The sequence below is a fragment of the Blastococcus sp. SYSU D00820 genome, assembly GCF_054050695.1.
Map to the genome: position 1 here is coordinate 658,585 of NZ_JBJGZW010000001.1, position 24,299 is coordinate 682,883.

19 protein-coding genes are annotated in these 24,299 nt (G+C 71.6%); all 19 read left to right on the forward strand.

Going from position 1 to position 24,299, the window contains the following annotated elements:
• Nucleotides 1–68 precede the first annotated feature (68 nt).
• The 19 genes from secE to ACI79R_RS03265 all read left to right on the forward strand — a co-directional run bounded on the left by secE (nt 69) and on the right by ACI79R_RS03265 (nt 24,256).
• Nucleotides 69–620: a preprotein translocase subunit SecE gene (gene secE, locus ACI79R_RS03175; RefSeq protein WP_456572120.1), complete on the forward strand. Its 552-nt coding sequence runs from the start codon at nt 69–71 to the stop codon at nt 618–620.
• A 44-nt stretch (nt 621–664) separates the two neighbouring features.
• Nucleotides 665–1,531 (forward strand): transcription termination/antitermination protein NusG, encoded by an 867-nt coding sequence (nusG, locus tag ACI79R_RS03180; RefSeq protein ID WP_456572121.1) that lies wholly within the window; start codon nt 665–667, stop codon nt 1,529–1,531.
• A gap of 42 nt (nt 1,532–1,573) precedes the next feature.
• Nucleotides 1,574–2,002 carry a 50S ribosomal protein L11 gene (gene rplK / locus ACI79R_RS03185; protein ID WP_456572122.1) on the forward strand — a complete coding sequence of 143 codons (429 nt, stop codon included), beginning with the start codon at nt 1,574–1,576 and terminating at the stop codon, nt 2,000–2,002.
• Between the two features lie 134 nt (nt 2,003–2,136).
• Nucleotides 2,137–2,856: a 50S ribosomal protein L1 gene (gene rplA / locus ACI79R_RS03190; protein WP_456572123.1), complete on the forward strand. Its 720-nt coding sequence runs from the start codon at nt 2,137–2,139 to the stop codon at nt 2,854–2,856.
• A gap of 360 nt (nt 2,857–3,216) precedes the next feature.
• Complete coding sequence (gene rplJ / locus ACI79R_RS03195; protein ID WP_456572124.1) at nt 3,217–3,810, forward strand: 50S ribosomal protein L10; 594 nt, start codon at nt 3,217–3,219, stop codon at nt 3,808–3,810.
• A gap of 17 nt (nt 3,811–3,827) precedes the next feature.
• Nucleotides 3,828–4,220 carry a 50S ribosomal protein L7/L12 gene (rplL, locus tag ACI79R_RS03200; RefSeq protein ID WP_456572125.1) on the forward strand — a complete coding sequence of 131 codons (393 nt, stop codon included), beginning with the start codon at nt 3,828–3,830 and terminating at the stop codon, nt 4,218–4,220.
• Nucleotides 4,221–4,549: 329 nt separating this feature from the next.
• Nucleotides 4,550–5,683, forward strand: a complete 1,134-nt coding sequence (locus ACI79R_RS03205; RefSeq protein WP_456572126.1) for an ABC transporter ATP-binding protein — start codon at nt 4,550–4,552, stop codon at nt 5,681–5,683.
• Nucleotides 5,680–6,495, forward strand: coding sequence for an MlaE family ABC transporter permease (locus ACI79R_RS03210; RefSeq protein ID WP_456572127.1), 816 nt, complete (start codon nt 5,680–5,682; stop codon nt 6,493–6,495). Before ACI79R_RS03205 ends, ACI79R_RS03210 begins: the two co-directional genes overlap by 4 nt.
• Nucleotides 6,495–7,364, forward strand: a complete 870-nt coding sequence (locus tag ACI79R_RS03215; RefSeq protein WP_456572128.1) for an MlaE family ABC transporter permease — start codon at nt 6,495–6,497, stop codon at nt 7,362–7,364. The genes ACI79R_RS03210 and ACI79R_RS03215 overlap by 1 nt, the downstream gene beginning before the upstream one ends.
• 7 nt (nt 7,365–7,371) lie before the next feature.
• Complete coding sequence (locus tag ACI79R_RS03220; protein ID WP_456572129.1) at nt 7,372–8,754, forward strand: MCE family protein; 1,383 nt, start codon at nt 7,372–7,374, stop codon at nt 8,752–8,754.
• 34 nt (nt 8,755–8,788) lie between these two features.
• Nucleotides 8,789–9,829 carry an MCE family protein gene (locus ACI79R_RS03225; protein ID WP_456572130.1) on the forward strand — a complete coding sequence of 347 codons (1,041 nt, stop codon included), beginning with the start codon at nt 8,789–8,791 and terminating at the stop codon, nt 9,827–9,829.
• Nucleotides 9,829–10,860, forward strand: a complete 1,032-nt coding sequence (locus tag ACI79R_RS03230) for an MCE family protein (protein ID WP_456572131.1) — start codon at nt 9,829–9,831, stop codon at nt 10,858–10,860. The genes ACI79R_RS03225 and ACI79R_RS03230 overlap by 1 nt, the downstream gene beginning before the upstream one ends.
• Nucleotides 10,857–12,095: an MCE family protein gene (locus tag ACI79R_RS03235; RefSeq protein WP_456572132.1), complete on the forward strand. Its 1,239-nt coding sequence runs from the start codon at nt 10,857–10,859 to the stop codon at nt 12,093–12,095. Before ACI79R_RS03230 ends, ACI79R_RS03235 begins: the two co-directional genes overlap by 4 nt.
• A complete protein-coding gene (locus ACI79R_RS03240) occupies nt 12,092–13,345 on the forward strand; it encodes an MCE family protein (protein WP_456572133.1) in 1,254 nt (417 codons plus the stop codon). Before ACI79R_RS03235 ends, ACI79R_RS03240 begins: the two co-directional genes overlap by 4 nt.
• Nucleotides 13,342–14,631: an MCE family protein gene (locus ACI79R_RS03245; protein WP_456572134.1), complete on the forward strand. Its 1,290-nt coding sequence runs from the start codon at nt 13,342–13,344 to the stop codon at nt 14,629–14,631. Before ACI79R_RS03240 ends, ACI79R_RS03245 begins: the two co-directional genes overlap by 4 nt.
• A gap of 54 nt (nt 14,632–14,685) precedes the next feature.
• Nucleotides 14,686–15,501 (forward strand): hypothetical protein, encoded by an 816-nt coding sequence (locus tag ACI79R_RS03250; RefSeq protein ID WP_456572135.1) that lies wholly within the window; start codon nt 14,686–14,688, stop codon nt 15,499–15,501.
• Nucleotides 15,502–15,508: 7 nt separating this feature from the next.
• On the forward strand, nt 15,509–16,351 hold the full coding sequence (locus ACI79R_RS03255; protein WP_456572136.1) for a hypothetical protein: 843 nt from the start codon (nt 15,509–15,511) through the stop codon (nt 16,349–16,351).
• A gap of 394 nt (nt 16,352–16,745) precedes the next feature.
• The gene (gene rpoB / locus ACI79R_RS03260) at nt 16,746–20,255 is read left to right on the forward strand and encodes a DNA-directed RNA polymerase subunit beta (protein ID WP_456572137.1); all 3,510 of its coding nucleotides are present in this window, start codon (nt 16,746–16,748) and stop codon (nt 20,253–20,255) included.
• A 95-nt stretch (nt 20,256–20,350) separates the two neighbouring features.
• Nucleotides 20,351–24,256, forward strand: a complete 3,906-nt coding sequence (locus ACI79R_RS03265; protein ID WP_456572138.1) for a DNA-directed RNA polymerase subunit beta' — start codon at nt 20,351–20,353, stop codon at nt 24,254–24,256.
• Nucleotides 24,257–24,299 lie beyond the last annotated feature (43 nt).

A 24,299-nucleotide genomic window follows, 5' to 3' on the forward strand; every position in this document is an offset into this window, starting at 1 on the left:
GAGCACGACCAGCGACACCGGACCGAGGGCCCCTCCGGCGGCCACCACCACGAGGCGAGCGAGGCGCAGTGAGCGACGAGAAGCGGGGACCCGGGGACGACCCCCGTGCCTCCTCCGACGCCGAGCTGACCGACGAGCAGCTCGACCGCGAGGCCCCCGGGGTCGACGACGCCGCCGAGCTCGAGGCCGCGGAGGCCGAGCTGGCCGCCGAGGCCGAGGCCGACGAGGACAAGGTCGTTCCCCGTCCGGCGCGCCGCCGCGGTGGCCGGATCACCGCCGGTGACGACGACGAGGACGACGACGAGCCGGCCGCCCCGCGCATCCGCCGCGCCGCCCGCGAGCGCACCCCCTCCCGCCCGGCGGGCCGCAGCGCCGAGGGCGCCGGCACCCGGTCGCGCGCGGCCGCCGAGCGCGCCCGTGCCGACGAGATCCGGCAGAAGCGCAGCCTGCGGCGCTTCCTCCGCGAGGTCGTCGCGGAGCTGCGCAAGGTCATCTGGCCCGGCCGCCGGGAGCTGATCACCTACACGACCGTCGTCATCGTCTTCGTGGCCTTCATCGTCGCGCTGGTGGCCGGCCTGGACCTGCTCTTCGCCCAGGGCGTGCTGGCCGTCTTCGGCTGACCCACGCCCGACGCACCACACGAGACGACAAGGAAGAGATCCCCGTGACCGACCCCCGCGAGCCCTTCGAGACCGACAGCGCCGTCCCGGCGACCGACCTCGACGACGCCCGGATCGACGAGCGCGGCAGCGTGGACCTCGAGACCGGCGCCGGCGAGATCGGTTCGGCCGAGGGGTCCTCGGACACCGCCGACCAGGACACCGCCACCGAGGTCGCCGACGTGGTGCCGGAGGTGGAGAGCGGCGACCCCGCCAGCCTGGCCACCGACCCGCTGGCCGTCCCGGCGACCGAGGAGCCGGCGGAGGACGAGGACCCGGTCGAGGCGCTGCGCAAGGCGCTGCGGATCGCGCCCGGCGACTGGTACGTCGTGCACTCCTACGCGGGCTACGAGAACAAGGTGAAGACCAACCTCGAGTCCCGCATCCAGTCGCTGGACATGGAGGACTACATCTACCAGATCGAGGTGCCCACCGAGGAGGTCACCGAGATCAAGAACGGCAAGCGCACGCAGGTCAACCGGAAGGTCTTCCCCGGCTACCTGCTGGTCCGCATGGAGCTCAACGACGAGTCGTGGGGCGCGGTGCGCAACACCCCCGGCGTCACCGGCTTCGTCGGCGCGACCTCGCGGCCGTCCCCGCTCACCCTCGACGAGGTCGTGAAGATCCTGGCGCCGGCCACCACGCCGCAGGCGCCCAAGGCGGCGGAGGCCCCGGCGGCCGCTGCGGCCCCGGTCGCGGTCGTCGACTTCGAGATCGGTGAGTCGGTGACCGTCATGGACGGCCCGTTCGCCACCCTCCCGGCGACCATCAACGAGATCAACGCCGAGCAGCAGAAGCTGCAGGTCCTGGTCTCCATCTTCGGGCGCGAGACGCCCGTCGAGCTGTCCTTCACCCAGGTCAGCAAGATCTGATCCGGGCCCCGTACAGGCAGGCCACAGAAGAAGAAGGAAGTCATGCCCCCCAGGAAGCGGTTGACCGCGGTCATCAAGCTCCAGATCAACGCCGGTGCGGCCACCCCCGCCCCGCCCGTGGGTCCGGCGCTCGGCCAGCACGGCGTCAACATCATGGAGTTCTGCAAGGCGTACAACGCCGCCACCGAGTCGCAGCGCGGCAACGTGGTCCCGGTCGAGATCTCGGTCTTCGAGGACCGCTCGTTCACCTTCGTCACCAAGACCCCGCCGGCCGCGCGCATGCTGCTCAAGGCCGCCGGGATCGAGAAGGGCTCCGGCGAGCCGCACAAGACCAAGGTCGCCACGGTCACCCGTGACCAGGTCCGCGAGATCGCGCAGACCAAGATGGCCGACCTGAACGCCAACTCGCTCGACGAGGCGGAGAAGATCATCGCCGGCACCGCCCGGTCGATGGGCATCACCGTCCAGTAACGGCCTCGTTCCGAGGCTCGCCCCCAGCGTGTGCGGGGCGAGGAGGACGAGGTCCTTCCAGTCACCACGTGGGAGGGCCGGCCAGGCCCGTGCACCACGCGATCCCCGGCAGTGTCCGGGGGAGAGGAACCACCATGGCGAAGCACGGCAAGAAGTACCGCGAGGCGGCCGCGAAGGTCGACCGCGAGAACCTGTACTCCCCGCTCCAGGCCGCCACGCTGGCGAAGGACACGTCGCCGACGGCCTACGACGCCACCGTCGAGGTCGCGATGCGCCTCGGTGTCGACCCCCGCAAGGCCGACCAGATGGTCCGCGGCACGGTCAACCTGCCGCACGGCACCGGCAAGACCGCCCGCGTCATCGTCTTCGCGACCGGTGACAAGGCCGCCGAGGCCGAGGCCGCCGGCGCCGACGTCGTCGGCTCGGACGACCTGATCGAGCGCATCCAGGGCGGTTTCCTGGACTTCGACGCGGCGATCGCCACCCCCGACCAGATGGCCAAGGTCGGCCGGATCGCCCGCATCCTCGGCCCCCGCGGCCTGATGCCGAACCCGAAGACCGGCACCGTGACCCCCGACGTCACCAAGGCCGTCAACGACATCAAGGGCGGGAAGATCAACTTCCGCGTCGACAAGCAGGCCAACCTGCACCTGGTGATCGGCAAGACCTCGTTCGACGAGACCAAGCTGGTCGAGAACTACGCCGCCGCGCTCGACGAGGTCCTGCGGGCCAAGCCGGCCGCGGCCAAGGGCCGGTACCTGAAGAAGGTCACCATCTCGACCACCATGGGCCCCGGCATCCCGGTCGACCCGAACCGCACCCGCAACCTGACGGTGGACGAGCCCACCGCCTGAGGAAGGACCTCCTCGCCCCCTGCGAGGAGGCCTCCGGGTTCGTCGCTGAGGGCCCCGCTGCGCATCGCGCGGCGGGGCCCTCGGCGTTCGCGCGACCGGGGTGGCCGCCGCCTCCGTCCGGAGATGGCGTACTCTCGACGTCGTTCATCCCACGACCGCTGGTCGTCGCACGTCCGCGTGCGATCGAAGGTCCCGGAACACCGGGCGGCCCGCGCAGGAGGACGGTTCGATCGCCGGGCGCCACCGCGTGCCCGCCCTCGCCCCGTGCGCCCTGCGCCGGGGCGTTCCTCGTCTCCGGGGCCGTGGATCGCCCGCCGTCGTGCACCGGCCGGTGGTCGCCCGACAGACGAGAGGAGGCCCATGCCCACGCAGGCGAAGGCCGCGGTGATCGACGAGATCACCGAGCGGTTCCAGAAGTCCAGCGCGGCCGTGCTCACCGAGTACCGCGGGCTGACCGTGGCGCAGCTGACCCAGCTGCGCCGTTCCCTCGGTGCGGGCAGCAGCTACGCCGTCGTCAAGAACACCCTGACGAAGCGTGCGGCGGACGCGGTCGGTCACTCCGACCTCGCTCCGCTGCTCAACGGCCCCACCGCGATCGCCTTCATCGAGGGTGACCCGGTCGAGGCCGCCAAGGCGATCCGGGACTTCGCGCGCGCCAACCCGCTGCTCGTCATCAAGGGTGGCGTCGTCGAGGGCCGCACCGTCGACGCCGGTGAGGTCACCGCCCTCGCCGACGTCGAGCCGCGTGACGTGCTCCTCGCGAAGCTGGCCGGCGCGATGAAGGGCAACCTCACCAAGGCCGCCGGGCTGTTCCAGGCCCCGCTGTCGCAGGTCGCCCGCCTCGCCGCCGCGCTGCAGGAGAAGAAGCCCGCCGAGGGCGCCGACTCCGCTGCTGCTGACACCACCGACACCGACACCGCTGACGCCGCGGACGCCGCGGCCAGCACCGACTGACCCCAGAAGGAGAGATCATGGCCAAGCTGTCCACCGCGGAGCTGCTCGACGCGTTCAAGGAGATGACGCTTCTCGAGCTGTCCGACTTCGTCAAGCAGTTCGAGGAGACCTTCGAGGTCACCGCCGCTGCCCCGGTCGCCGTCGCGGCCGCCCCGGCCGCCGGTGGCGGCGGTGGCGACGCTGCCGCTGCCGAGGAGCAGGACGAGTTCGACGTCATCCTCGAGAGCGCCGGCGACAAGAAGATCCAGGTCATCAAGGAGGTGCGCGGCCTGACCTCGCTCGGCCTCAAGGAGGCCAAGGACCTGGTCGACGGCGCGCCGAAGCCGGTCCTGGAGAAGGTCGCCAAGGACGCTGCCGAGAAGGCCAAGGCCGCCCTCGAGGGCGCCGGCGCCACCGTCACCGTCAAGTGAAGGACCCCGTCCTGCCCACCCTTCGCTAGCTCAGGGTGGGACCCGGGACGGGGCCCGCACACGGAGTGCTCCACAGGGGCCGTCCTCCTCCGGGAGGGCGGCCCCTGTGGCGTCTGCGGGGGCGGGTGTCCCCTGGCCGGGCGACCCGCGTCACTTCTCCGGCGTGACGCACGTAACCTCTGCACCGTCATCGTCGTTACTGGCGAGTAGAGAAGGGTCGCAGGGCCTCCGACGTGCGCGTTCGTCCGGGGGATTGCAGACTGCCCTGCCGGGATCCGGCGATGGCGGCACGGAACCGGCAGCGGAGCCGGAGCAGGAGGAGGGCCACGGTGGGCGTCGCGGTCGAGGTCGAGGGGCTGACGAAGTCCTTCGGCAGCCAGAACATCTGGAGCGACGTCACGCTCACCCTGCCGCCCGGCGAGATCTCGGTGCTGCTGGGCCCCTCGGGCACCGGCAAGTCGGTGTTCCTCAAGTCCCTGGTCGGGCTGCTCAAGCCCGAGCGCGGCTCGATCGTCATCAGCGACACCGACATCGTGACCTGCAGCGAGCACCGGCTCTACGAGATCCGGAAGCTGTTCGGCGTCCTCTTCCAGGACGGCGCCCTGTTCGGCTCGATGAACCTGTTCGACAACATCGCCTTCCCGCTGCGGGAGCACACCAGGAAGAGCGAGACCGAGGTCCGCCGGATCGTCCTCGAGAAGATGGACATGGTCGGCCTGCAGGGCGCCGAGGGGAAGCTGCCGGGCGAGATCTCCGGCGGCATGCGCAAGCGCGCCGGTCTGGCCCGCGCGCTGGTGCTCGACCCGGAGATCATCCTGTTCGACGAGCCGGACTCCGGCCTCGACCCGGTCCGCGTCGCCTACCTCAACCAGCTGATCGTCGACCTCAACGCCCAGATCGACGCGACGTTCCTCATCGTCACCCACGACATCGGCACCGCCCGCACCGTCCCGGACAACCTCGGCCTGCTCTTCCGCCGGCACCTGGCCATGTTCGGGCCGCGCGAGCAGCTGCTGACCAGCCAGGAGCCCGTCGTCCGCCAGTTCCTCAACGGCCGCCGCGAGGGGCCGATCGGCATGAGCGAGGAGAAGGACGTCGCCCAGGTGGAGGCCGAGATGGCCGCCCTGGAGGCGCGCGGCGGCGACCAGCACAACGGCGTGGGCCCCAAGGGCGCCACCGGCGGGGACGCCGTCCCGCCGCAGCTGGACCCCTCGCCGGGGCTGCCCGAGCGCCGCGCGGTCCGCCGCCGGCAGGAGCGCGTGGCCCGGATGCTGCACACCTACGACCCCGACACCGCCGAGGCCATCCGCGGATCCCTGCCCGACGACCTGCTCGCCCAGGCCGACGCCGGCGTCTTCCAGCCGACGGCCGGCGACGGCGGCCGGCACTGGGCCACCGACGGCGCGCGCCGGCCTGCCGGCGCGCACACGAGCGTCCTGCCCGGCCCGCGGGGCGGCTCGTGACGGCCACGCACGAGCCGAAGGCGCCGGGCCTCCTCGACGGGAAGCTCTCGCCGCTGCGGCCCATCCGGGCCAGCGGCAACCTGTTCGCCTTCGCGCTGGACACCTTCCGGGCGATGCCCAAGCGCCCGTTCCAGCTGCGCGAGTTCATCCAGCAGACCTGGTTCGTCGCCAGCGTCACGATCCTGCCCACGGCGCTGGTCGCCATCCCCTTCGGCGCCGTCATCGCCCTGCAGCTGGGCTCGCTGACCCGCCAGCTGGGTGCCCAGTCGTTCACCGGCTCGGCCTCGGTGCTGGCGGTGCTGCGCGAGGCCAGTCCGATCGTCACCGCGCTGCTCATCGCCGGCGCCGGCGGCTCGGCGATCTGCGCCGACCTCGGGGCGCGCAAGATCCGCGACGAGATCGACGCCATGGAGGTGCTGGGGATCAGCCCCATCCAGCGCCTCGTCGTGCCGCGGGTGCTGGCCGCCATGCTGGTCGCCACGCTGCTCAACGGCCTGGTCAGCGTCGTCGGCGTCGCGGGCGGCTACTTCTTCAACGTCATCCTCCAGGGCGGGACGCCGGGGGCCTACCTGGCCTCGTTCGGCGCGCTGGCCCAGGTCGAGGACTTCTGGTCCGGCGAGATCAAGGCGCTGGTCTTCGGGTTGATCGCGGGCATCGTCGCCTCGTACAAGGGTCTGCGCGCCGGAGGTGGGCCCAAGGGCGTCGGCGACGCGGTCAACCAGTCGGTCGTCATCACGTTCCTGCTGCTGTTCGCGGTGAACTTCGTGATGACGGCCATCTACTTCCAGCTCGTGCCGCCGAAGGGGCAGTGATGGCGCTGCTCAACCCCGTCGACCGCGTGCGGGTCGGCGTCCGCAAGCTGGTCAACACCGTCTACAAGCGGCCGATGGGCACGCTGGAGGACCTCGGCGACCAGCTGTCGTTCTACGGCCGGGCGCTGGGCTGGACCCCGCGGACCCTCCGCCGCTACAAGAAGGAGACCGCGCGGCTGCTGGCCGAGGTCAGCTTCGGCTCCGGCGCGCTGGCCGTCATCGGCGGCACGGTCGGCGTCATCGGCTTCCTGTCCTTCTTCACCGGCACCGAGGTCGGCCTGCAGGGGTACGCCGCCCTCGACCAGCTCGGCACCTCGGCCTTCACCGGCTTCCTCTCCGCGTACTTCAACACCCGGGAGATCGCGCCGCTGGTCGCCGGGCTGGCGCTGTCGGCGACGGTGGGCTGCGGCTTCACCGCGCAGATCGGCGCGATGCGGATCAACGAGGAGATCGACGCCCTCGAGGTCATGGGCGTGCCGTCGCTGCCCTTCCTCGTCACCACCCGCATCGTGGCCGGCTTCGTCGCGGTCATCCCGCTGTACGTCATCGGCCTGCTGTGCAGCTACTTCGCCACCCGCACCATCACCACGACGGTCTACGGGCAGTCCGCCGGCACCTACGACCACTACTTCAACCTCTTCCTGCCGCCGCAGGACGTGCTGTGGTCGTTCGTGAAGGTGCTCGTCTTCGCCGTGGTGATCATCCTGAGCCACTGCTACTACGGCTACCGCGCCGCGGGCGGCCCCGCGGGCGTCGGCCTGGCCGTGGGCCGGGCGGTGCGGTTCTCGATCGTCGCCGTCATGGTCATCGACCTGTTCCTGTCGCTGGCCATCTGGGGCTCCACCACCACCGTCCGGATCGCGGGGTGAACCGTCGATGAGCAGTGGAAAGGGCCGGGTGCTCCGTCGCCGGCTGCAGGGTCTGGCCTTCCTCGTCGTCCTGGCGCTGCTGCTGGGGCTGACCGTCGCGCTGTACCAGAAGGCGTTCGTCTCGACGGCGACCGTGCTGCTCGAGACCGACACCGCCGGCAACCAGCTGCAGGAGACCTCCGACGTCAAGGTGCGCGGGATGATCGTCGGGGAGGTGCGCGAGGTCGAGGCCAGCGCCGACGGCGCCACCATCGAGCTGGCGATCCGGCCGGAGTTCCTCGAGCAGATCCCGGCCGACGTCACCGCCCGGCTGCTGCCCAAGACGCTGTTCGGCGAGCGGTACGTCGCCCTGGTGCTGCCCGAGCAGCCCAGCGCCGAGCGGCTGGCCGACGGCGACGTCATCGGGCAGGACCGCACCGAGAACGCCATCGAGCTGCAGCGGGTCATCGACGACCTGCTGCCGATCCTGCAGGCGGTCGAGCCGCAGGACATCAGCTACACCCTGGGCGCGGTGGCCGGCGCGCTGCGGGGCCGCGGCGAGTCGCTCGGGCAGAACCTGGCCTCGGTCGGGGGCTACGTCGGGGAGCTCAACACCGTGCTGCCCGAGCTGCAGGCCGACATCTCCGGGCTGGCCGACTTCGCCGACACCTACGAGGCCGCGGCCGACGACCTGCTCGACGTCCTCGACGACCTGTCGGTCACCGCGACGACGCTGGTCGACCAGGAGGAGCAGCTGCGCCGCACCTTCACCGTCGGCGACGCGGCCGGTGCCACCGCGGCGGACTTCCTGGAGCGGAACGAGGCCAACCTCATCTCGCTGGCGGAGACCTCGCTGCCGGTGCTGTCGCTGCTGGCCGAGTACTCGCCGGAGTACCCGTGCCTGCTCAACGGCCTGACCCGGTTCAACCCGATGATCACCGAGGCCTTCGGCGGGGACGGCGACCCGGCGCTGAACCTGAACATCACCGTCTCCTTCCCGCCGCGGAACCCCTACCAGCCCGGCGACCAGCCGGCCTACATCGACCGGTCCGGGCCCGACTGCCAGGGCCTGGACGACATCGACGGGCTCATCGCGGCGGCCGAGCGCGGGGAGTACTACTGCCCCACCCCGCCGGAGGACGGCGTGGACTCGGTGGACAACCCGGTCACCGGCAACCCGAACTGCCTCGGCGGCCGCGGTCCCGACGACGTCCCCGACGGCGCCGGCGACCCGAACCCGGGGAGCGCGGGCAACTCGCTGCCCCCCGACCTCGCGGGGTCCACCGCGGAGCTGGACTTCGTCCGGAGCCTCATGGGCTACCAGGCCGGCACCGACCCGGGGGAGATCAGCGACCTGGGCGCCTCGGTGCTGACGCCGCTGCTGCGCGGCACGGAGGTGCTGGTCCGATGACGACGACGGCGAACCGGGGAGCGGGGGTGACGACGTGAAGAGCCTGGCCGGGCCCCTCACCAAGCTGGCGATCTTCGCGCTGGTCACCGTGCTGGCCAGCTACGTGCTGGTCGCCACCATCACCAACGCCGGCTACGGCGACCAGCTGGCCTACAAGGCGCGGTTCACCGACGTCGCCGGGCTGGTCGAGGGCGACGAGGTCCGCATCGCCGGTGTGCGGGTGGGCCAGGTGACCGGCATCGAGCTGGTCCAGGACGGCGACCAGCCCCTGGCCGAGGTCGGGCTGGAGGTGGCCGCCGACGTGCCGCTGCCGGCGGGCGTCCAGGCGACGATCCGCTACCGGAACCTGGTCGGGCAGCGCTACATCGCGCTGACCGAGGGCGACGGCTCGGCCGGCCGCCGGCTCGAGGAGGGCGGGGTCATCCCGCTGTCGCAGACCCGCCCGGCGCTGGACCTCACCACCCTGTTCGGGGGCTTCCAGCCGCTGTTCCAGGCCCTGTCGCCCGAGGACGTCAACCGGCTGTCGTTCGAGATCATCCAGGTCTTCCAGGGCGAGGGCGGCACGGTGGAGAGCCTGCTCGGCCACGTCGCCTCGCTGAGCACCTCCCTGGCCGACCGCGACGCCGTCATCGGCAGCCTGATCGAGAACCTCACGACCGTGATGAGCACCGTCGCCGACCGCGACCAGCAGCTGTCGTCGCTGATCGTGAGCCTCCAGCAGTTCGTCACCGGGCTCAGCGAGGACCGCGACGCGATCTTCGACTCGCTGCAGACCATCGACGGGCTGGCCGTCTCGACCACCCAGCTGCTCGAGGACGCCCGCCCCCCGCTGGCCGCCGACATCCAGGCCCTCGGCGACCTGGCGGGCAACCTCGCCGACACCGGGGACGTGCTCGAGGGCTTCCTCCAGCTCGCGCCGACCAAGATCGACCTGATCACGCGGACCGCGGTGAACGGCAGCTGGTTCAACTTCTACATGTGCGGGGCGTCGGGCTACGTCGTCCTGCCCGGCCAGACGCAGGGCAGCGAGGTCCCCGCCGGCGGCCTGAACAGCGGCGCAGGGGGGTGCGGGTGATGGCCCGGCACGGCAAGCCGTTCCGCGACCGGAACCCGGTCACCATCGGGGCGATCAGCCTCTCGGTGATCGCGCTGCTGGTGCTGCTCGCGTTCAACGCCCAGTCGCTGCCGATCATCGGCGGCGGCGAGGTCTACCGCGCCCAGTTCTCCGAGGCCGCGGGCCTGAAGCCCGACGACCCGGTGCGGGTGGCCGGCGTGAAGGTCGGCCAGGTGGAGAGCCTGTCGCTGGAGGACGGCGCGGTCACCGTCGAGTTCCGGGTCCGGGACGCCTTCGTCGGCGACCAGTCGCAGGCGGCCATCAAGATCGAGACCGTGCTCGGCGCCAAGTACCTGGCCCTCGTGCCCCGGGGCACGACGCCGCTGGACCCCGGCGAGCGCATCCCGCTGGAGCGCACCGCGTCGCCCTTCGACGTCGTCGAGGCCTTCACCGGGCTGTCGACGACCGTGGACCAGATCGACACCGCCCAGCTCGCCGACTCCTTCGAGGTGCTGGCCGAGACCTTCGCCGAGACCCCGGAGGAGGTGCGGACCTCCCTGCAGGGGCTGGCCCGGCTGTCCGAGACGATCTCCTCCCGGGACGCCGAGCTCGAGCAGCTGCTGTCGGCCACGCGCGACGTCACCGCCGTCCTCTCCGACCGCAACGGCGAGTTCACCCGGCTGATCGTGGACTCCAACACCCTGCTCACCGAGGTGCAGGAGCGGCGGGCGCTGATCGACGCGATCCTCACCAACACCCAGGAGCTGGCCGAACAGCTCTCCGGGCTCGTGGCCGACAACCGCGAGGCCCTGACCCCGGCGCTGCAGCAGCTGGCGACGGTGACCGACATCCTGTCCCGCAACCGCACCCAGCTGGGGGAGACGGTGGCCAACTTCGCCCCGTTCGTCCGGGTGTTCACCAACACCCTGGGCAACGGCCGGTGGTTCGACAGCTTCGTCGAGAACCTCCTGCCGGGCGTGGTGGCCTCCGTGGTCTGCGGCACCACCGAGCAGATCCCCGGCGGCCTCGTCACCTGCGCGGACACGCCGTGAGCGGCACCCTGCAGCGCGGCGTCGCGCTGGCCGCGGCGCTGGTGCTCCTCGGGGCGCTGGGCTGGACGGTGCTCCGGCCGGCCGATCAGTTCCGGGTGACCGCGTACTTCACCCAGGCCATCGGCGTCTACCCGGGTGGTGACGTGCGGATCCTCGGCATCGACGTCGGCGAGATCACCGACGTCGTCCCCGAGGGGGACCGGGTGCGGGTCGAGATGCTGATCGACGAGGACTACGACATCCCGGCCGACGCCGACGCGGTCATCCTGGCCCCGTCGCTGGTCTCCGACCGGTACGTGCAGTTCGCCCCCGTCTACAGCGGGGGGCCGACGATGGCCGACGGCGCGGAGCTGGGGCTGGACCGCACCGGCACGCCGGTGGAGCTCGACTCGGTGTACAGCGCCCTCGACGAGCTCTCCGCCGCCCTCGGGCCCACGGGGGCCAACAGCGACGGCGCGCTGCAGGACCTGCTCGCCGTCGGCGCGGACAACCTCGAGGGCAACGGCGAGGCCCTCAACCGCACGCTGACCGGGTTCTCGCAGGCGGTGGAGACCCTCGCCGAGAACCGCGAGGACCTGTTCGGCTCGATCGACAACCTGCAGACCTTCACCACCGCGCTGGCCACGATCGACGCCCAGGTGTCGCAGTTCAACGACAACATGGCCGCGGTCACCGCCCAGCTGGAGGCGGAGCGGGCCGACCTCGCCGCCGCCGTGGCGCTGCTGTCGCAGGCGCTGGGCGAGATCGCGACCTTCGTCCAGACCAACAGCGCGCTGCTCACCACGAACGTCGACCGGCTGGCCGACGTCACCCTCACCCTGGTGCAGCAGCGGGCCGCGCTGGCCGAGATCCTCGAGGTCGCACCGGCGGCGCTGGGCAACGTCGCGCACGCCTACAACCCCGACTACGGCACGCTCGACACGCGCGACAACTCGCTGGGCGCGACCAGCCCGGAGATCGTGGTGTGCCAGCTGCTGCAGACCGCCGGCCGGCTGCAGGTCGCCGGGGTCGACCTCACCGACCTGACCCAGTTCCTCACCCTGCCGCCGACCGAGCAGATCTGCCTGCGGCTGCTCTCCGGCGACCCCGGCAACGACGGGCAGCTCGACGACCTGAACGGCAACGGGATCCCCGACCTCCAGGAGCTGCTCGGCACGCTCTTCGGCGGCGGCGCCCCGTCGCCCGGCACCGGCGGCAGCGTCATCGGCCTGCCGGACCTGGGAGGGAACCGGTGAACGCACTGACACGGCGGCTCGGCGCGCTCGGCGCCGGCCTGGTGCTGCTCTCGGGCTGCGGCTTCCGCGGCGCCTACTCGCTGTCGCTGCCGGGCGGCGCCGACCTCGGCGACGACCCGTACACGGTGCAGATCCAGTTCGCCGACGTCCTCGACCTGGTGCCGCAGGCCGGCGTCCGGGTGGCCGACGTGCCGGTCGGCCGGGTCGAGGCCATCGAGCTCGGCGACGACTGGACGGCGCTGGTGACCGTCGAGGTCAACGGGGACGTCGACCTGCCGGCCAACGCGGTGGCGATGATCCAGCAGTCCTCGCTGCTGGGGGAGAAGTACGTGGAGCTGGCCGCCCCCGGCAGCGAGCAGCCCCAGGGCGAGCTGGCCGACGGCGCGCTGATCACCCTCGACCGCACCAACCGCAACGTGGAGGTCGAGGAGCTGCTCGGGGCACTGTCGCTGGTGCTCAACGGCGGCGGCCTGGCCCAGCTGCAGACGATCAGCCGGGAGCTCGCCGACGCGATGGAGGGCCGGGAGGACGACATCCGCGCCACCCTGGAGCAGCTCGACACGCTGATCGGCGGGCTGGACGAGCAGCGCGCGGAGATCGTCCGGGCGATCGAGAGCGCCAACGCGCTGGCCGAGACCCTCGCCGCCCGCACCGGCACCATCGAGACGGCGCTGGACAGCATCGGCCCCGGGCTGGACGTCATCAACTCCCAGCGCGACCTGCTGGTGCAGATGCTCGACAGCCTGGCCCGGCTCGGCGAGGTCGGCACCCGGGTGATCAACGAGGCCGGCGCGAACACCGTCGCCGACCTGGAGCAGCTGCAGCCGATCCTCAGCCAGCTGGCCGCGGCCGGCCCCGACCTGGCCGGCTCGCTGGACCTGCTGCTGACCTATCCGTTCCCGGCCAGCTCGCTGGGCGCGCTGAACTACCGGCCGGACATGCGCACCGGCGGGTACGGGCTGTTCACCAACATGACCGCGACGCTGAACTTCGACCTGCGCGAGCTGCTCTGCCGCTACGTGGTCGACCCGGTCACCGGCGCCCTGGAGACCCTCGAGCCCCAGGACGTCGCCGGCGGCAGCTGTGGCGTCGCCGGCACCCCGCCGGGCAACGCCACGGCCGGTGGCAGCGGCACCACCGGGGGCAGCACCGCGCAGGGGAGCACCGGCGGCACCGGGCAGGGCACGGGCGTCATCCCGGGCCTGGACGGCATCGGCCCGCTGCCCGGCACGACGGGGGGCCAGCCGTGATCACGCGCCGGACCAAGCTCCAGCTGCTGGGCTTCGCCCTGGTGGCGCTGCTCGGCATCTCCTACGTCGGCTTCAACTACGTGGGCCTGGACCGGCTGCTGCTGGGCAGCGGCTACGACGTGGAGGCCGACTTCGTCGACTCCGGCGGCATCTTCGTCAACGCCGAGGTCACCTACCGCGGCGTGGCGGTCGGCCGGGTCAGCGACATGGCGCTGATCGACGACGGGGTGCGGGTCACCCTCACCATCGACCCGGACGCCGCGCCCATCCCCGCCGACACCGCGGCCGTCGTCGCCAACCGCAGCGCGGTCGGCGAGCAGTACGTCGACCTCCGGCCGCCGGACGGCGAGGGGCCCTTCCTGGCCGACGGCGACGTCATCCCGCAGTCCCGGACGTCGATCCCCATCCCGGTGGAGCAGCTGCTGCTCAACGTCGACGAGCTGGTCACCTCCCTGGACCCGGAGGACCTGCGGATCGTCGTCGAGGAGCTCGGCGAGGCCTTCCAGGGCGCCGGCGACGACCTCGCCCGGCTGATCGACAACGGCGACCTCCTGCTGGCCCGGGCCGAGGAGTCGCTGCCGCAGACGCTCACCCTCATCACCGACGGCCGGACGGTGCTCGAGACGCAGGTGGCCGGCCGCTCGGCGATCGAGCAGTGGGCCGAGGACCTCCGGCTGATCAGCGAGACGCTGGTGCAGATCGACCCGGACCTGCGCTCGCTCGTGGTCAACGCCCCCGACGCCGGCGAGGCCCTGCAGCAGCTGGTGGACCGGGCCGGTCCCGGGCTGGGCTCGCTGGTGCGCAACCTCGACATCCTCAACGGCGTCTACATCCCGCGCCTGGACGGCGTCGAGCAGCTGCTGGTCACCTATCCCGACGTCGTCTCCGGCGGCTTCACCGTCGTCCGCAACGACGGCGGCACGATGCGGGCGCACTTCGGCTTCGTGCTCAACGCCGACGACCCGCGGGCCTGCACCAGCGGCTACGTCTCCACGGGGCAGACGCCGACCCCGGCGTCGGTGGCGACCGTCGACGTCGACTCGGTGTCCTGCCAGGTCGTCAACGGTGTCGACCCGGACCCGGGCGACGGCCTGGACGAGTCCGGGTCGAACCTGCGCGGCGAGCAGAACATCGGCCGCGACGGCGGCGTCGGCGCCCCCGGCCCCCAGGGCCAGGGCGGCGGCGGTGGCCCGATCACCGGGGCCCTGGACCCCGTCACCGGGATCGTCGACGGCGTCCTGGGCACGATCCTGGGTGCCACGCCGTTCTCCCGCACCGTGGGCTGACCGCGGCACCGGCCGCCGGCCCGACCAGACCGACCGACGAGAGGACAGACGCGGGTGACGAGCAAGGCGCGAGCGCGCCGCGGCACGACCGGGGGTGCGCCCTCCGGCGCGCCCACCACGGGCCTTGCCGAGGCCGACGAGCCGGCTGCGGTCACGGGGGAGGACGGCGGCCGGACGACCCTGACCGAGGCGCCGGAGGCCGGCGCCGCGGAGGAGGACCGACCGGGGCCCGGGGACGCTGCGCCCGAGGCGCCGGCGGCCCGCGGCCCCCGGCGGCGCCGCCGGGGTGCGACCGCGGCACCGGTGGCGGACACCCCCGGCGAGGCCGACGAGGATCCCGCGGACGACGACGCCGAGAAAGCCCCCCGCGCACGTACCCGGGGGCGCCGGCCGGCGGTGCCGCTGGTGCCGCTCCTGGCCGTCGTCCTCGTGCTGCTCCTGGCCGCGATCGGCTGGCTGCTGGCCCCGCGCCTGTTCGCCGAGGAGTCCGCCGTCCGCACCGACTCCTACGTGGGGGTGCTGCAGGCCGCCCGCGCCAACGTCGTCGACCTCACCTCGTTCGACCACCTGACCCTCGACGACGACATCCAGCAGGCCCGGCGGGTGACCACCGGCGACCTGCGGGAGGAGTCGGTGGCCCGGCTGGAGGAGCAGCGCGACGCGCTGGTCCAGGGCCAGGTCGTCGTCAACACCGAGGTGGTCGGGGCCGGCGTCACCCGCGCCGGCGAGGAGGAGGCGACCGTCCTGATGGTCATCCAGGCGACGACTGCGTCCGCCGGCCAGCAGGGGCAGGTGACCCGCTACCGGATCGAGGTCGAGATGACGCGCGAGGACGGCCGCTGGCTGCTCTCCGGGATCACGGGGCGGTGACGCGGTGGTGAGCGAGACCCCCGACGAGCGGCCCCGGCCCACCCCGCGGCCCAGGCCCGCATCCGGCCCGCGCCCCAGCCCGCGCCCGCGGGTGGCCGGCAGCCGCCGCGACCGCGACGAGGCGGGCGGCGAGCCGGCCCGCACCTCCCCGCGCCCGCAGCCGCGGCCCGCACCGCGCAGCGGCACCGGGCGGCCGGCGGCGTCCGCCGAGGAGCCGGTGTCCCTGGCGAAGCCGGCGCCGGCGCGCAGGCCCGCCGCCCGCCCGGCCGCCCGGCGCAGCCGGCCCGCGCCGGCGCGCCCGGCTCCCCCCGCGGCCCGCAGCCGGCGGGTGCCCGTGGGCGCCGTCCTCGCCGCGCTGTGCGTGCTGGCGGCCGCCGCGGTCGGCTACCTGCTCTGGAAGCCGGTGGACCGCACGTTCGTGACCCCCGACGTCTTCGACGCCGCCCGCACCAACGTCGAGGCGCTCTACGCGTTCGACTACCGGGACGCCGACGGCAGCGTCGCCGGCCAGCTCGACGTGCTCACCGGCGACCTGCGCGACCAGTACGAGGCCGAGACGCAGAGCTCGATCATCGCCACCTACGAGCAGGTCTCGGCCACCACCCGGTACGAGGTCGTCGACGTGGGCCTCCAGCAGGTCAACGACGACCAGACGGCGGCCACGCTCGTCGTCTTCGGCCAGCTGGTGGTGGAGTCGGTGAACAGCGGCACGCAGCCGGCGCCGGAGGGCTCGGAGTGCGTCGTCACCGAGGAGGGCGAGCAGTCCTGCACCCAGACGGTGCGGATCGACATGGTGCAGGTCGACGAGGCCTGGAAGATCAGCGACCTGACGCTCCTGACCACCGGGTGAGGACCCCGCCCGGCCCGCCCGCGGCGGCGCCCGGCGGGGTCCTCACCCGGCGTGGCAGCTGACCGGAGCCGGCCGGGCTGGCATCATGGCCGCGGCAGTCGCCCACCCCCTCGGGCGGTCGCTGTCCTTCCCGGTGTGTTCCTGGTCGCTCCCGGACACCCGACGTGGACAGCCCTCCGAGTCAGGGGTAGGGTTCCCTGTTGCGCTGCCCCCTGACTGCATGCCCGCCGAGACGGGTCGCCTGGGGTGCCCGGGGAACCCTGCTCCGAGCACCCGTCGACCGTCGGTCGGGCCGGTCAGCAGCCCAGTGGGCAGCCCCGCCGAAACCGACGACGACCCAGGACGAACCAGCACCGACCGCCCGCACGTCGTGAGGTCCTTGGAAGGACGCATCTTGGCAGGCTCTCGCCCCACCAGCATCTCCGCCAGCACCACCGAGTCAGGCACCACCCAGAACACCCCGCAGGTCCCCCAGCCCGGCCCGCACACCGGCGGCGCCGACGCGCAGAAGATCCCCGGTGCCCCGCTCCGCGTCTCCTTCGCCAAGATCCGGGAGCCCCTCGAGGTCCCGGACCTGCTGGCGCTCCAGACCGCGTCGTTCGACTGGCTGATCGGCAGCCCCGAGTGGCGCGCCACCCTCTCGCCCGAGGAGCAGGCGACCGCGGTCGGCGGTCTGGCCGAGATCCTCGAGGAGATCTCCCCGATCGAGGACTTCAGCGGCTCGATGTCGCTGTCCTTCTCCAACCCGCGCTTCGAGGACGTCAAGGCGTCCCTCGAGGAGTGCAAGGACAAGGACATGACCTACGCGGCGCCGCTGTTCGTCACCGCCGAGTTCATGAACAACACCACCGGCGAGATCAAGAGCCAGACGGTGTTCATGGGCGACTTCCCGATCATGACGAACAAGGGCACGTTCGTCATCAACGGCACCGAGCGCGTCGTCGTCTCGCAGCTGGTCCGCAGCCCGGGCGTCTACTTCGACAAGACCCTGGACAAGACGTCGGACAAGGACGTCTTCAGCGCCAAGGTGATCCCCAGCCGCGGTGCGTGGCTGGAGTTCGACGTCGACAAGCGCGACACCGTCGGCGTCCGCATCGACCGCAAGCGCCGCCAGCCGGTCACCGTCCTGCTCAAGGCCCTGGGCTGGACCGAGGACCGCATCCGCGAGCACTTCCAGTGGTCGCCCACCGTGCTGGCCACCCTGGAGAAGGACCACATCGCCGGCCAGGACGAGGCGCTGCTGGACATCTACCGCAAGCTGCGGCCGGGCGAGCCGCCGACGCGGGAGAGCGCCCAGGCGCTGCTGGAGAACCTCTTCTTCAACCCGAAGCGCTACGACCTGGCGAAGGTCGGCCGCTACAAGGTGAACAAGAAGCTCGGCGTCGAGGTGCCCCAGGCCACGCTGACGCTGACCGAGGACGACATCGTCGCCACCATCGAGTACGTCGTGCGGCTGCACGCCGGCGAGCCCGACCACGGCGTCGACGACATCGACCACTTCGGCAACCGCCGGCTGCGCACCGTCGGCGAGCTGATCCAGAACCAGATCCGGGTCGGCCTCTCCCGCATGGAGCGCGTCGTCCGCGAGCGGATGACGACCCAGGACGTCGAGGCGATCACGCCGCAGACCCTGATCAACATCCGGCCGGTCGTCGCCTCCATCAAGGAGTTCTTCGGCACCAGCCAGCTGTCCCAGTTCATGGACCAGACCAACCCGCTGGCGGGCCTGACCCACAAGCGCCGCCTGTCGGCGCTGGGCCCCGGTGGTCTGTCCCGCGAGCGGGCCGGCATGGAGGTCCGTGACGTCCACCCGAGCCACTACGGCCGCATGTGCCCGATCGAGACGCCGGAAGGCCCGAACATCGGCCTGATCGGCTCGCTGTCCTCGTTCGGCCGGGTCAACGCGTTCGGCTTCATCGAGACGCCGTACCGCAAGGTCGAGAACGGCCGGGTCACCGACCAGATCGACTACCTGACCGCCGACGAGGAGGACCGCTTCGTCGTCGCCCAGGCCAACTCGCCGCTGGACGCCCAGGGCCGGTTCGCCGAGGACCGCGTCCTGGTCCGCACCAAGGGCGGTGAGGTCGACTACCTCGCCCCCGAGAGCGTCGACTACATGGACGTCTCGCCGCGGCAGATGACCTCGGTCGCGACGGCGATGATCCCGTTCCTCGAGCACGACGACGCCAACCGCGCGCTCATGGGCGCGAACATGCAGCGCCAGGCCGTCCCGCTGCTGCGCAGCGAGGCGCCGCTGGTCGGCACCGGCATGGAGCTGCGGGCCGCCGTCGACGCCGGCGACGTCGTCGTGGCGGAGAAGGCCGGTGTCGTCGAGGACTCCACCGCCGACTACGTCACCGTCATGGCCGACGACGGCACCCGGCAGACCTACCGGCTGCTGAAGTTCCGCCGCTCGAACCAGGGCACCTCGATCAACCAGACCCCGGTCGTCGACGAGGGCCAGCGGGTCGAGGTCGGCCAGGTCATCGCCGACGGGCCGTGCACCGACCAGGGCGAGATGGCGCTGGGCAAGAACCTGCTCGTCGGGTTCATGCCGTGGGAGGGCCACAACTACGAGGACGCGATCATCCTGTCGCAGCGCCTCGTGCAGGACGACGTCCTGTCCTCGATCCACATCGAGGAGTTCGAGGTCGACGCCCGCGACACCAAGCTCGGTGCCGAGGAGATCACCCGGGACATCCCGAACGTCTCCGAGGAGGTCCTCGCCGACCTCGACGAGCGCGGCATCATCCGCATCGGTGCCGAGGTCGTCCCCGGCGACATCCTCGTCGGCAAGGTCACGCCCAAGGGCGAGACCGAGCTGACCCCCGAGGAGCGGCTGCTGCGGGCGATCTTCGGTGAGAAGGCCCGCGAGGTGCGCGACACCAGCCTCAAGGTCAAGCACGGTGAGTCGGGCAAGGTCATCGGCGTCCGCGTGTTCTCGCGCGAGGACGGCGACGAGCTGCCGGCCGGCGTCAACGAGCTGATCCGGGTCTACGTCGCCCAGATGCGCAAGATCTCCGACGGTGACAAGCTCGCCGGCCGCCACGGCAACAAGGGCGTCATCGCGAAGATCCTGCCGCAGGAGGACATGCCGTTCCTCGAGGACGGCACCCCGCTGGACATCGTGCTCAACCCGCTCGGCGTCCCCGGCCGCATGAACGTCGGCCAGGTCCTGGAGACCCACCTCGGGTGGATCGCCAAGTCCGGCTGGCAGGTCGAGGGCACCCCCGAGTGGGCGGCCAACCTCCCGGAGCAGGCGCGGCAGGCCGGGCCCGGCACCCGGACGGCGACGCCGGTGTTCGACGGTGCCCGCGAGGAGGAGATCATCGGGCTGCTCGGCTCGACGACCCCGAACCGCGACGGCAAGCGGATGGTCCAGGAGACCGGCAAGGCGCGGCTGTTCGACGGCCGCTCCGGCGAGCCGTTCCCCGAGCCGATCTCGGTGGGCTACGTCTACATCCTCAAGCTGCTGCACCTGGTCGACGACAAGATCCACGCCCGGTCGACCGGCCCCTACTCGATGATCACGCAGCAGCCGCTGGGTGGTAAGGCGCAGTTCGGTGGCCAGCGGTTCGGCGAGATGGAGTGCTGGGCCATGCAGGCCTACGGCGCGGCCTACGCGCTGCAGGAGCTGCTGACCATCAAGTCCGACGACATCCTCGGCCGCGTCAAGGTGTACGAGGCCATCGTCAAGGGCGAGAACATCCCCGAGCCGGGCATCCCGGAGTCGTTCAAGGTGTTGCTCAAGGAGCTGCAGTCGCTCTGCCTGAACGTCGAGGTCCTCTCCGGCGACGGGCAGGCGATCGAGCTGCGCGACACCGACGACGAGGTCTTCCGGGCCGCGGAGGAGCTGGGCATCGACCTGTCCCGCCGCGAGCCCTCCAGCGTCGAGGACGTGTGATCGGCCGCCGGCCGGCCCCGCCCGGGGCCGGCCGGCGCCCCCGACTTCCATTCGAGAAAGTGCAGTAACCGAGCCCCGGGAAAGGGGTCCACTCAGTGCTCGACGTCAACTTCTTCGACGAGTTGCGCATCGGTCTGGCCACCGGCGACGACATCCGCCAGTGGTCGCACGGTGAGGTGAAGAAGCCCGAGACCATCAACTACCGGACGCTGCGTCCGGAGAAGGACGGTCTCTTCTGCGAGAAGATCTTCGGTCCCACGCGGGACTGGGAGTGCTACTGCGGCAAGTACAAGCGGGTCCGGTTCAAGGGCATCATCTGTGAGCGCTGCGGCGTCGAGGTGACCCGGGCCAAGGTCCGCCGCGAGCGGATGGGCCACATCGAGCTGGCCGCGCCGGTCACCCACATCTGGTTCTTCAAGGGCGTCCCGTCGCGCCTGGGCTACCTGCTCGACCTGGCGCCCAAGGACCTCGAGAAGATCATCTACTTCGCGGCCTACCTGATCACCTCGGTCGACGACGAGGCGCGCCACCGCGACCTCCCGACCATCGAGGCCGAGATCAGCGCGGAGAAGTCCAACCTGGAGAACCGCCGCGACGCCGACGTGGAGGCCCGCCAGCAGAAGCTGGAGGCCGACCTCGCCGAGCTCGAGGCGGAGGGCGCCAAGTCCGACGTCCGCCGCAAGGTGCGCGAGGGCGGCGAGCGCGAGATGCGCCAGCTGCGCGACCGCGCCCAGCGGGAGATCGACCGCCTCGAGGAGGTGCTCGACACCTTCCGCAAGCTCGAGGTCAAGCAGCTCATCGCCGACGAGGGCCTCTACCGCGAGCTGCGCGACCGCTTCGGTGAGTACTTCGAGGGCGGCATGGGTGCCGCGGCCCTGCAGAAGCTGCTGGCCGACTTCGACCTCGACGCCGAGGCCGCCTCGCTGCGCGACACCATCCGCAACGGCAAGGGCCAGCGCAAGCTGCGCGCGCTCAAGCGGCTGAAGGTCGTCGCGGCGTTCCAGCAGACCCGCAACTCGCCCATGGGCATGGTGCTGGACTGCGTCCCGGTCATCCCGCCGGACCTGCGCCCGATGGTGCAGCTCGACGGTGGCCGCTTCGCCACCAGCGACATGAACGACCTGTACCGCCGGGTGATCAACCGGAACAACCGGCTCAAGCGGCTGCTCGACCTCGGCGCGCCCGAGATCATCGTGAACAACGAGAAGCGGATGCTCCAGGAGTCCGTGGACGCGCTGTTCGACAACGGCCGCCGCGGCCGGCCGGTCACCGGCCCGGGCAACCGCCCGCTGAAGTCGCTGTCGGACCTGCTCAAGGGCAAGCAGGGCCGGTTCCGCCAGAACCTGCTCGGCAAGCGCGTCGACTACTCCGGCCGTTCGGTCATCGTCGTCGGCCCGCAGCTGAAGCTGCACCAGTGCGGTCTGCCCAAGCAGATGGCCCTGGAGCTGTTCAAGCCCTTCGTGATGAAGCGGCTGGTCGACCTCAACCACGCGCAGAACATCAAGTCCGCCAAGCGGATGGTGGAGCGCGCGCGGCCGGTCGTGTGGGACGTGCTCGAGGAGGTCATCACCGAGCACCCGGTGCTGCTGAACCGCGCGCCGACCCTGCACCGTCTGGGCATCCAGGCCTTCGAGCCGCAGCTGGTCGAGGGCAAGGCCATCCAGATCCACCCGCTGGTCTGCACCGCGTTCAACGCGGACTTCGACGGTGACCAGATGGCGGTGCACCTGCCGCTGTCGGCCGAGGCGCAGGCCGAGGCCCGGATCCTGATGCTGTCCAGCAACAACATCCTGAGCCCGGCCGACGGCCGCCCGATCACCGCGCCGACCCAGGACATGGTGCTGGGCCTGTACCACCTGACGACCCTGGTGCCGAGCCGGCACGAGGCCGACGGTGGCAAGCCCGCGGCGTTCTCGTCGACGGCCGAGGCGATCATGGCCTACGACAAGGGCGCGCTGGGCCTGCAGGAGCGGGCGCTGATCCGCCTCGACGAGGTGTTCGGCGTCGACAACGGCAAGGTCAACGAGGCGTGGGAGCAGCCGGAGGACTGGACCCCCGGTGGCCCGGCCACCGTGGTCACCAGCCTGGGCCGCGTGCTGTTCAACGAGGCACTGCCCGAGGACTACCGCTTCGTCAACTACCAGGTGCCGAAGAAGGAGCTCGGGGCGATCGTCAACGACCTCGCCGAGCGCTACCCCAAGGTGCAGGTCGCGGCGACGCTGGACGCCCTCAAGTCGGCCGGTTTCCGCTGGGCCACCCGCTCGGGTGTCACGATCGCCATCGACGACGTCGTCACCCCGCCGGCCAAGCAGGAGATCCTCGACCGGCACGAGAACGAGGCCCGGCAGATCGAGCGCCAGTACGAGCGCGGCGTCATCACCGACGCCGAGCGTCGCGGTGAGCTCATCGAGATCTGGACCCGCGCGCGGGCCGAGGTCAGCCAGGCGATGGTGGACAACTTCCCGACCACCAACCCGGTCTGGGTCATGGTCAACTCGGGCGCCCGAGGCAACATGATGCAGATCAGCCAGATCGCCGGTATGCGTGGCCTGGTCGCCAACCCGAAGGGCGAGATCATCCCGCGGCCGATCAAGGCCAACTTCCGGGAGGGTCTGTCCGTGCTGGAGTACTTCATCTCCACGCACGGTGCCCGCAAGGGTCTGGCCGACACCGCCCTGCGGACCGCGGACTCCGGATACCTCACCCGGCGGCTGGTCGACGTCTCCCAGGACGTCATCATCCGCGAGGAGGACTGCGGCACCGAGCGCGGCGTGATCATGCCGATCGCCACGGTGGTCGACGGTCAGCTGACCCGCGACGCGCACGTCGAGACCGGTGTCTACGCCCGCGCCCTGGCCGCCGACGTGGTGGCCGAGGACGGGACGGTCATCGCGCAGGCCGGCGCCGACCTCGGCGACGTCCTCATCGCCGAGCTGGTCGAGGCCGGGGTCTCCGAGGTCAAGGTCCGCTGCGTCCTGACCTGCGAGTCGCTGCTGGGCACCTGTGCCACCTGCTACGGCCGCTCGCTGGCGACCGGCAAGCTGGTGGACGTCGGCGAGGCGGTCGGCATCATCGCCGCCCAGTCGATCGGCGAGCCCGGCACCCAGCTGACGATGCGCACCTTCCACACCGGTGGTGTCGCGGGTGAGGACATCACCCACGGTCTGCCGCGTGTCGTGGAGCTCTTCGAGGCCCGTGTCCCCAAGGGCAAGGCCCCGATCGCGGAGCTCGCCGGCACCGTCCGGATCGAGGACGGCGAGCAGTTCCGGAAGCTCACCATCACCCCGGACGACGGCTCCGACGAGGTCGTCTACGACAAGCTGTCGCGCCGGTCGCGGCTGCGGGTCGAGGACGGTCAGCACGTCGAGGTCGGCGAGCAGCTCACCGAGGGTGCGGTCGACCCGCACGAGGTGCTGCGGATCATGGGCCCGCGCGAGGTGCAGCTGCACCTGGTCCGCGAGGTCCAGGAGGTCTACCGCAGCCAGGGCGTGTCGATCCACGACAAGCACATCGAGGTGATCATCCGTCAGATGCTGAAGCGGGTGACCATCATCGACTCGGGCGCCACGGAGTTCCTCCCCGGTGCGCTGGTCGAGCGGACGCTGTTCGAGACCGAGAACCGCCGCGTCGTCGCCGAGGGCGGCGAGCCGGCCTCGGCCCGTCCGGTCCTGATGGGCATCACCAAGGCCTCGCTCGCGACCGAGTCCTGGCTGTCGGCCGCCTCCTTCCAGGAGACGACCAAGGTCCTGACCGACGCCGCGATCCAGGGCAAGAGCGACAGCCTGCTCGGCCTCAAGGAGAACGTGATCATCGGCAAGCTGATCCCGGCGGGTACGGGCATCAGCCGCTACCGGAACATCACGGTCGAGCCGACCGAGGAGGCCCGCGCCGCCGTCTACACGATGGCCGGGTACGACGACGGGCAGTACTACAGCCCGGACGTCTTCGGCAGTGGCTCCGGCGAGGCCGTGCGCCTCGAGGAGTACGACTGGCGGGGCTGATCCCCGATAGGCAGTGACGAAAGGGCCCCCGAGTCTCCGGACT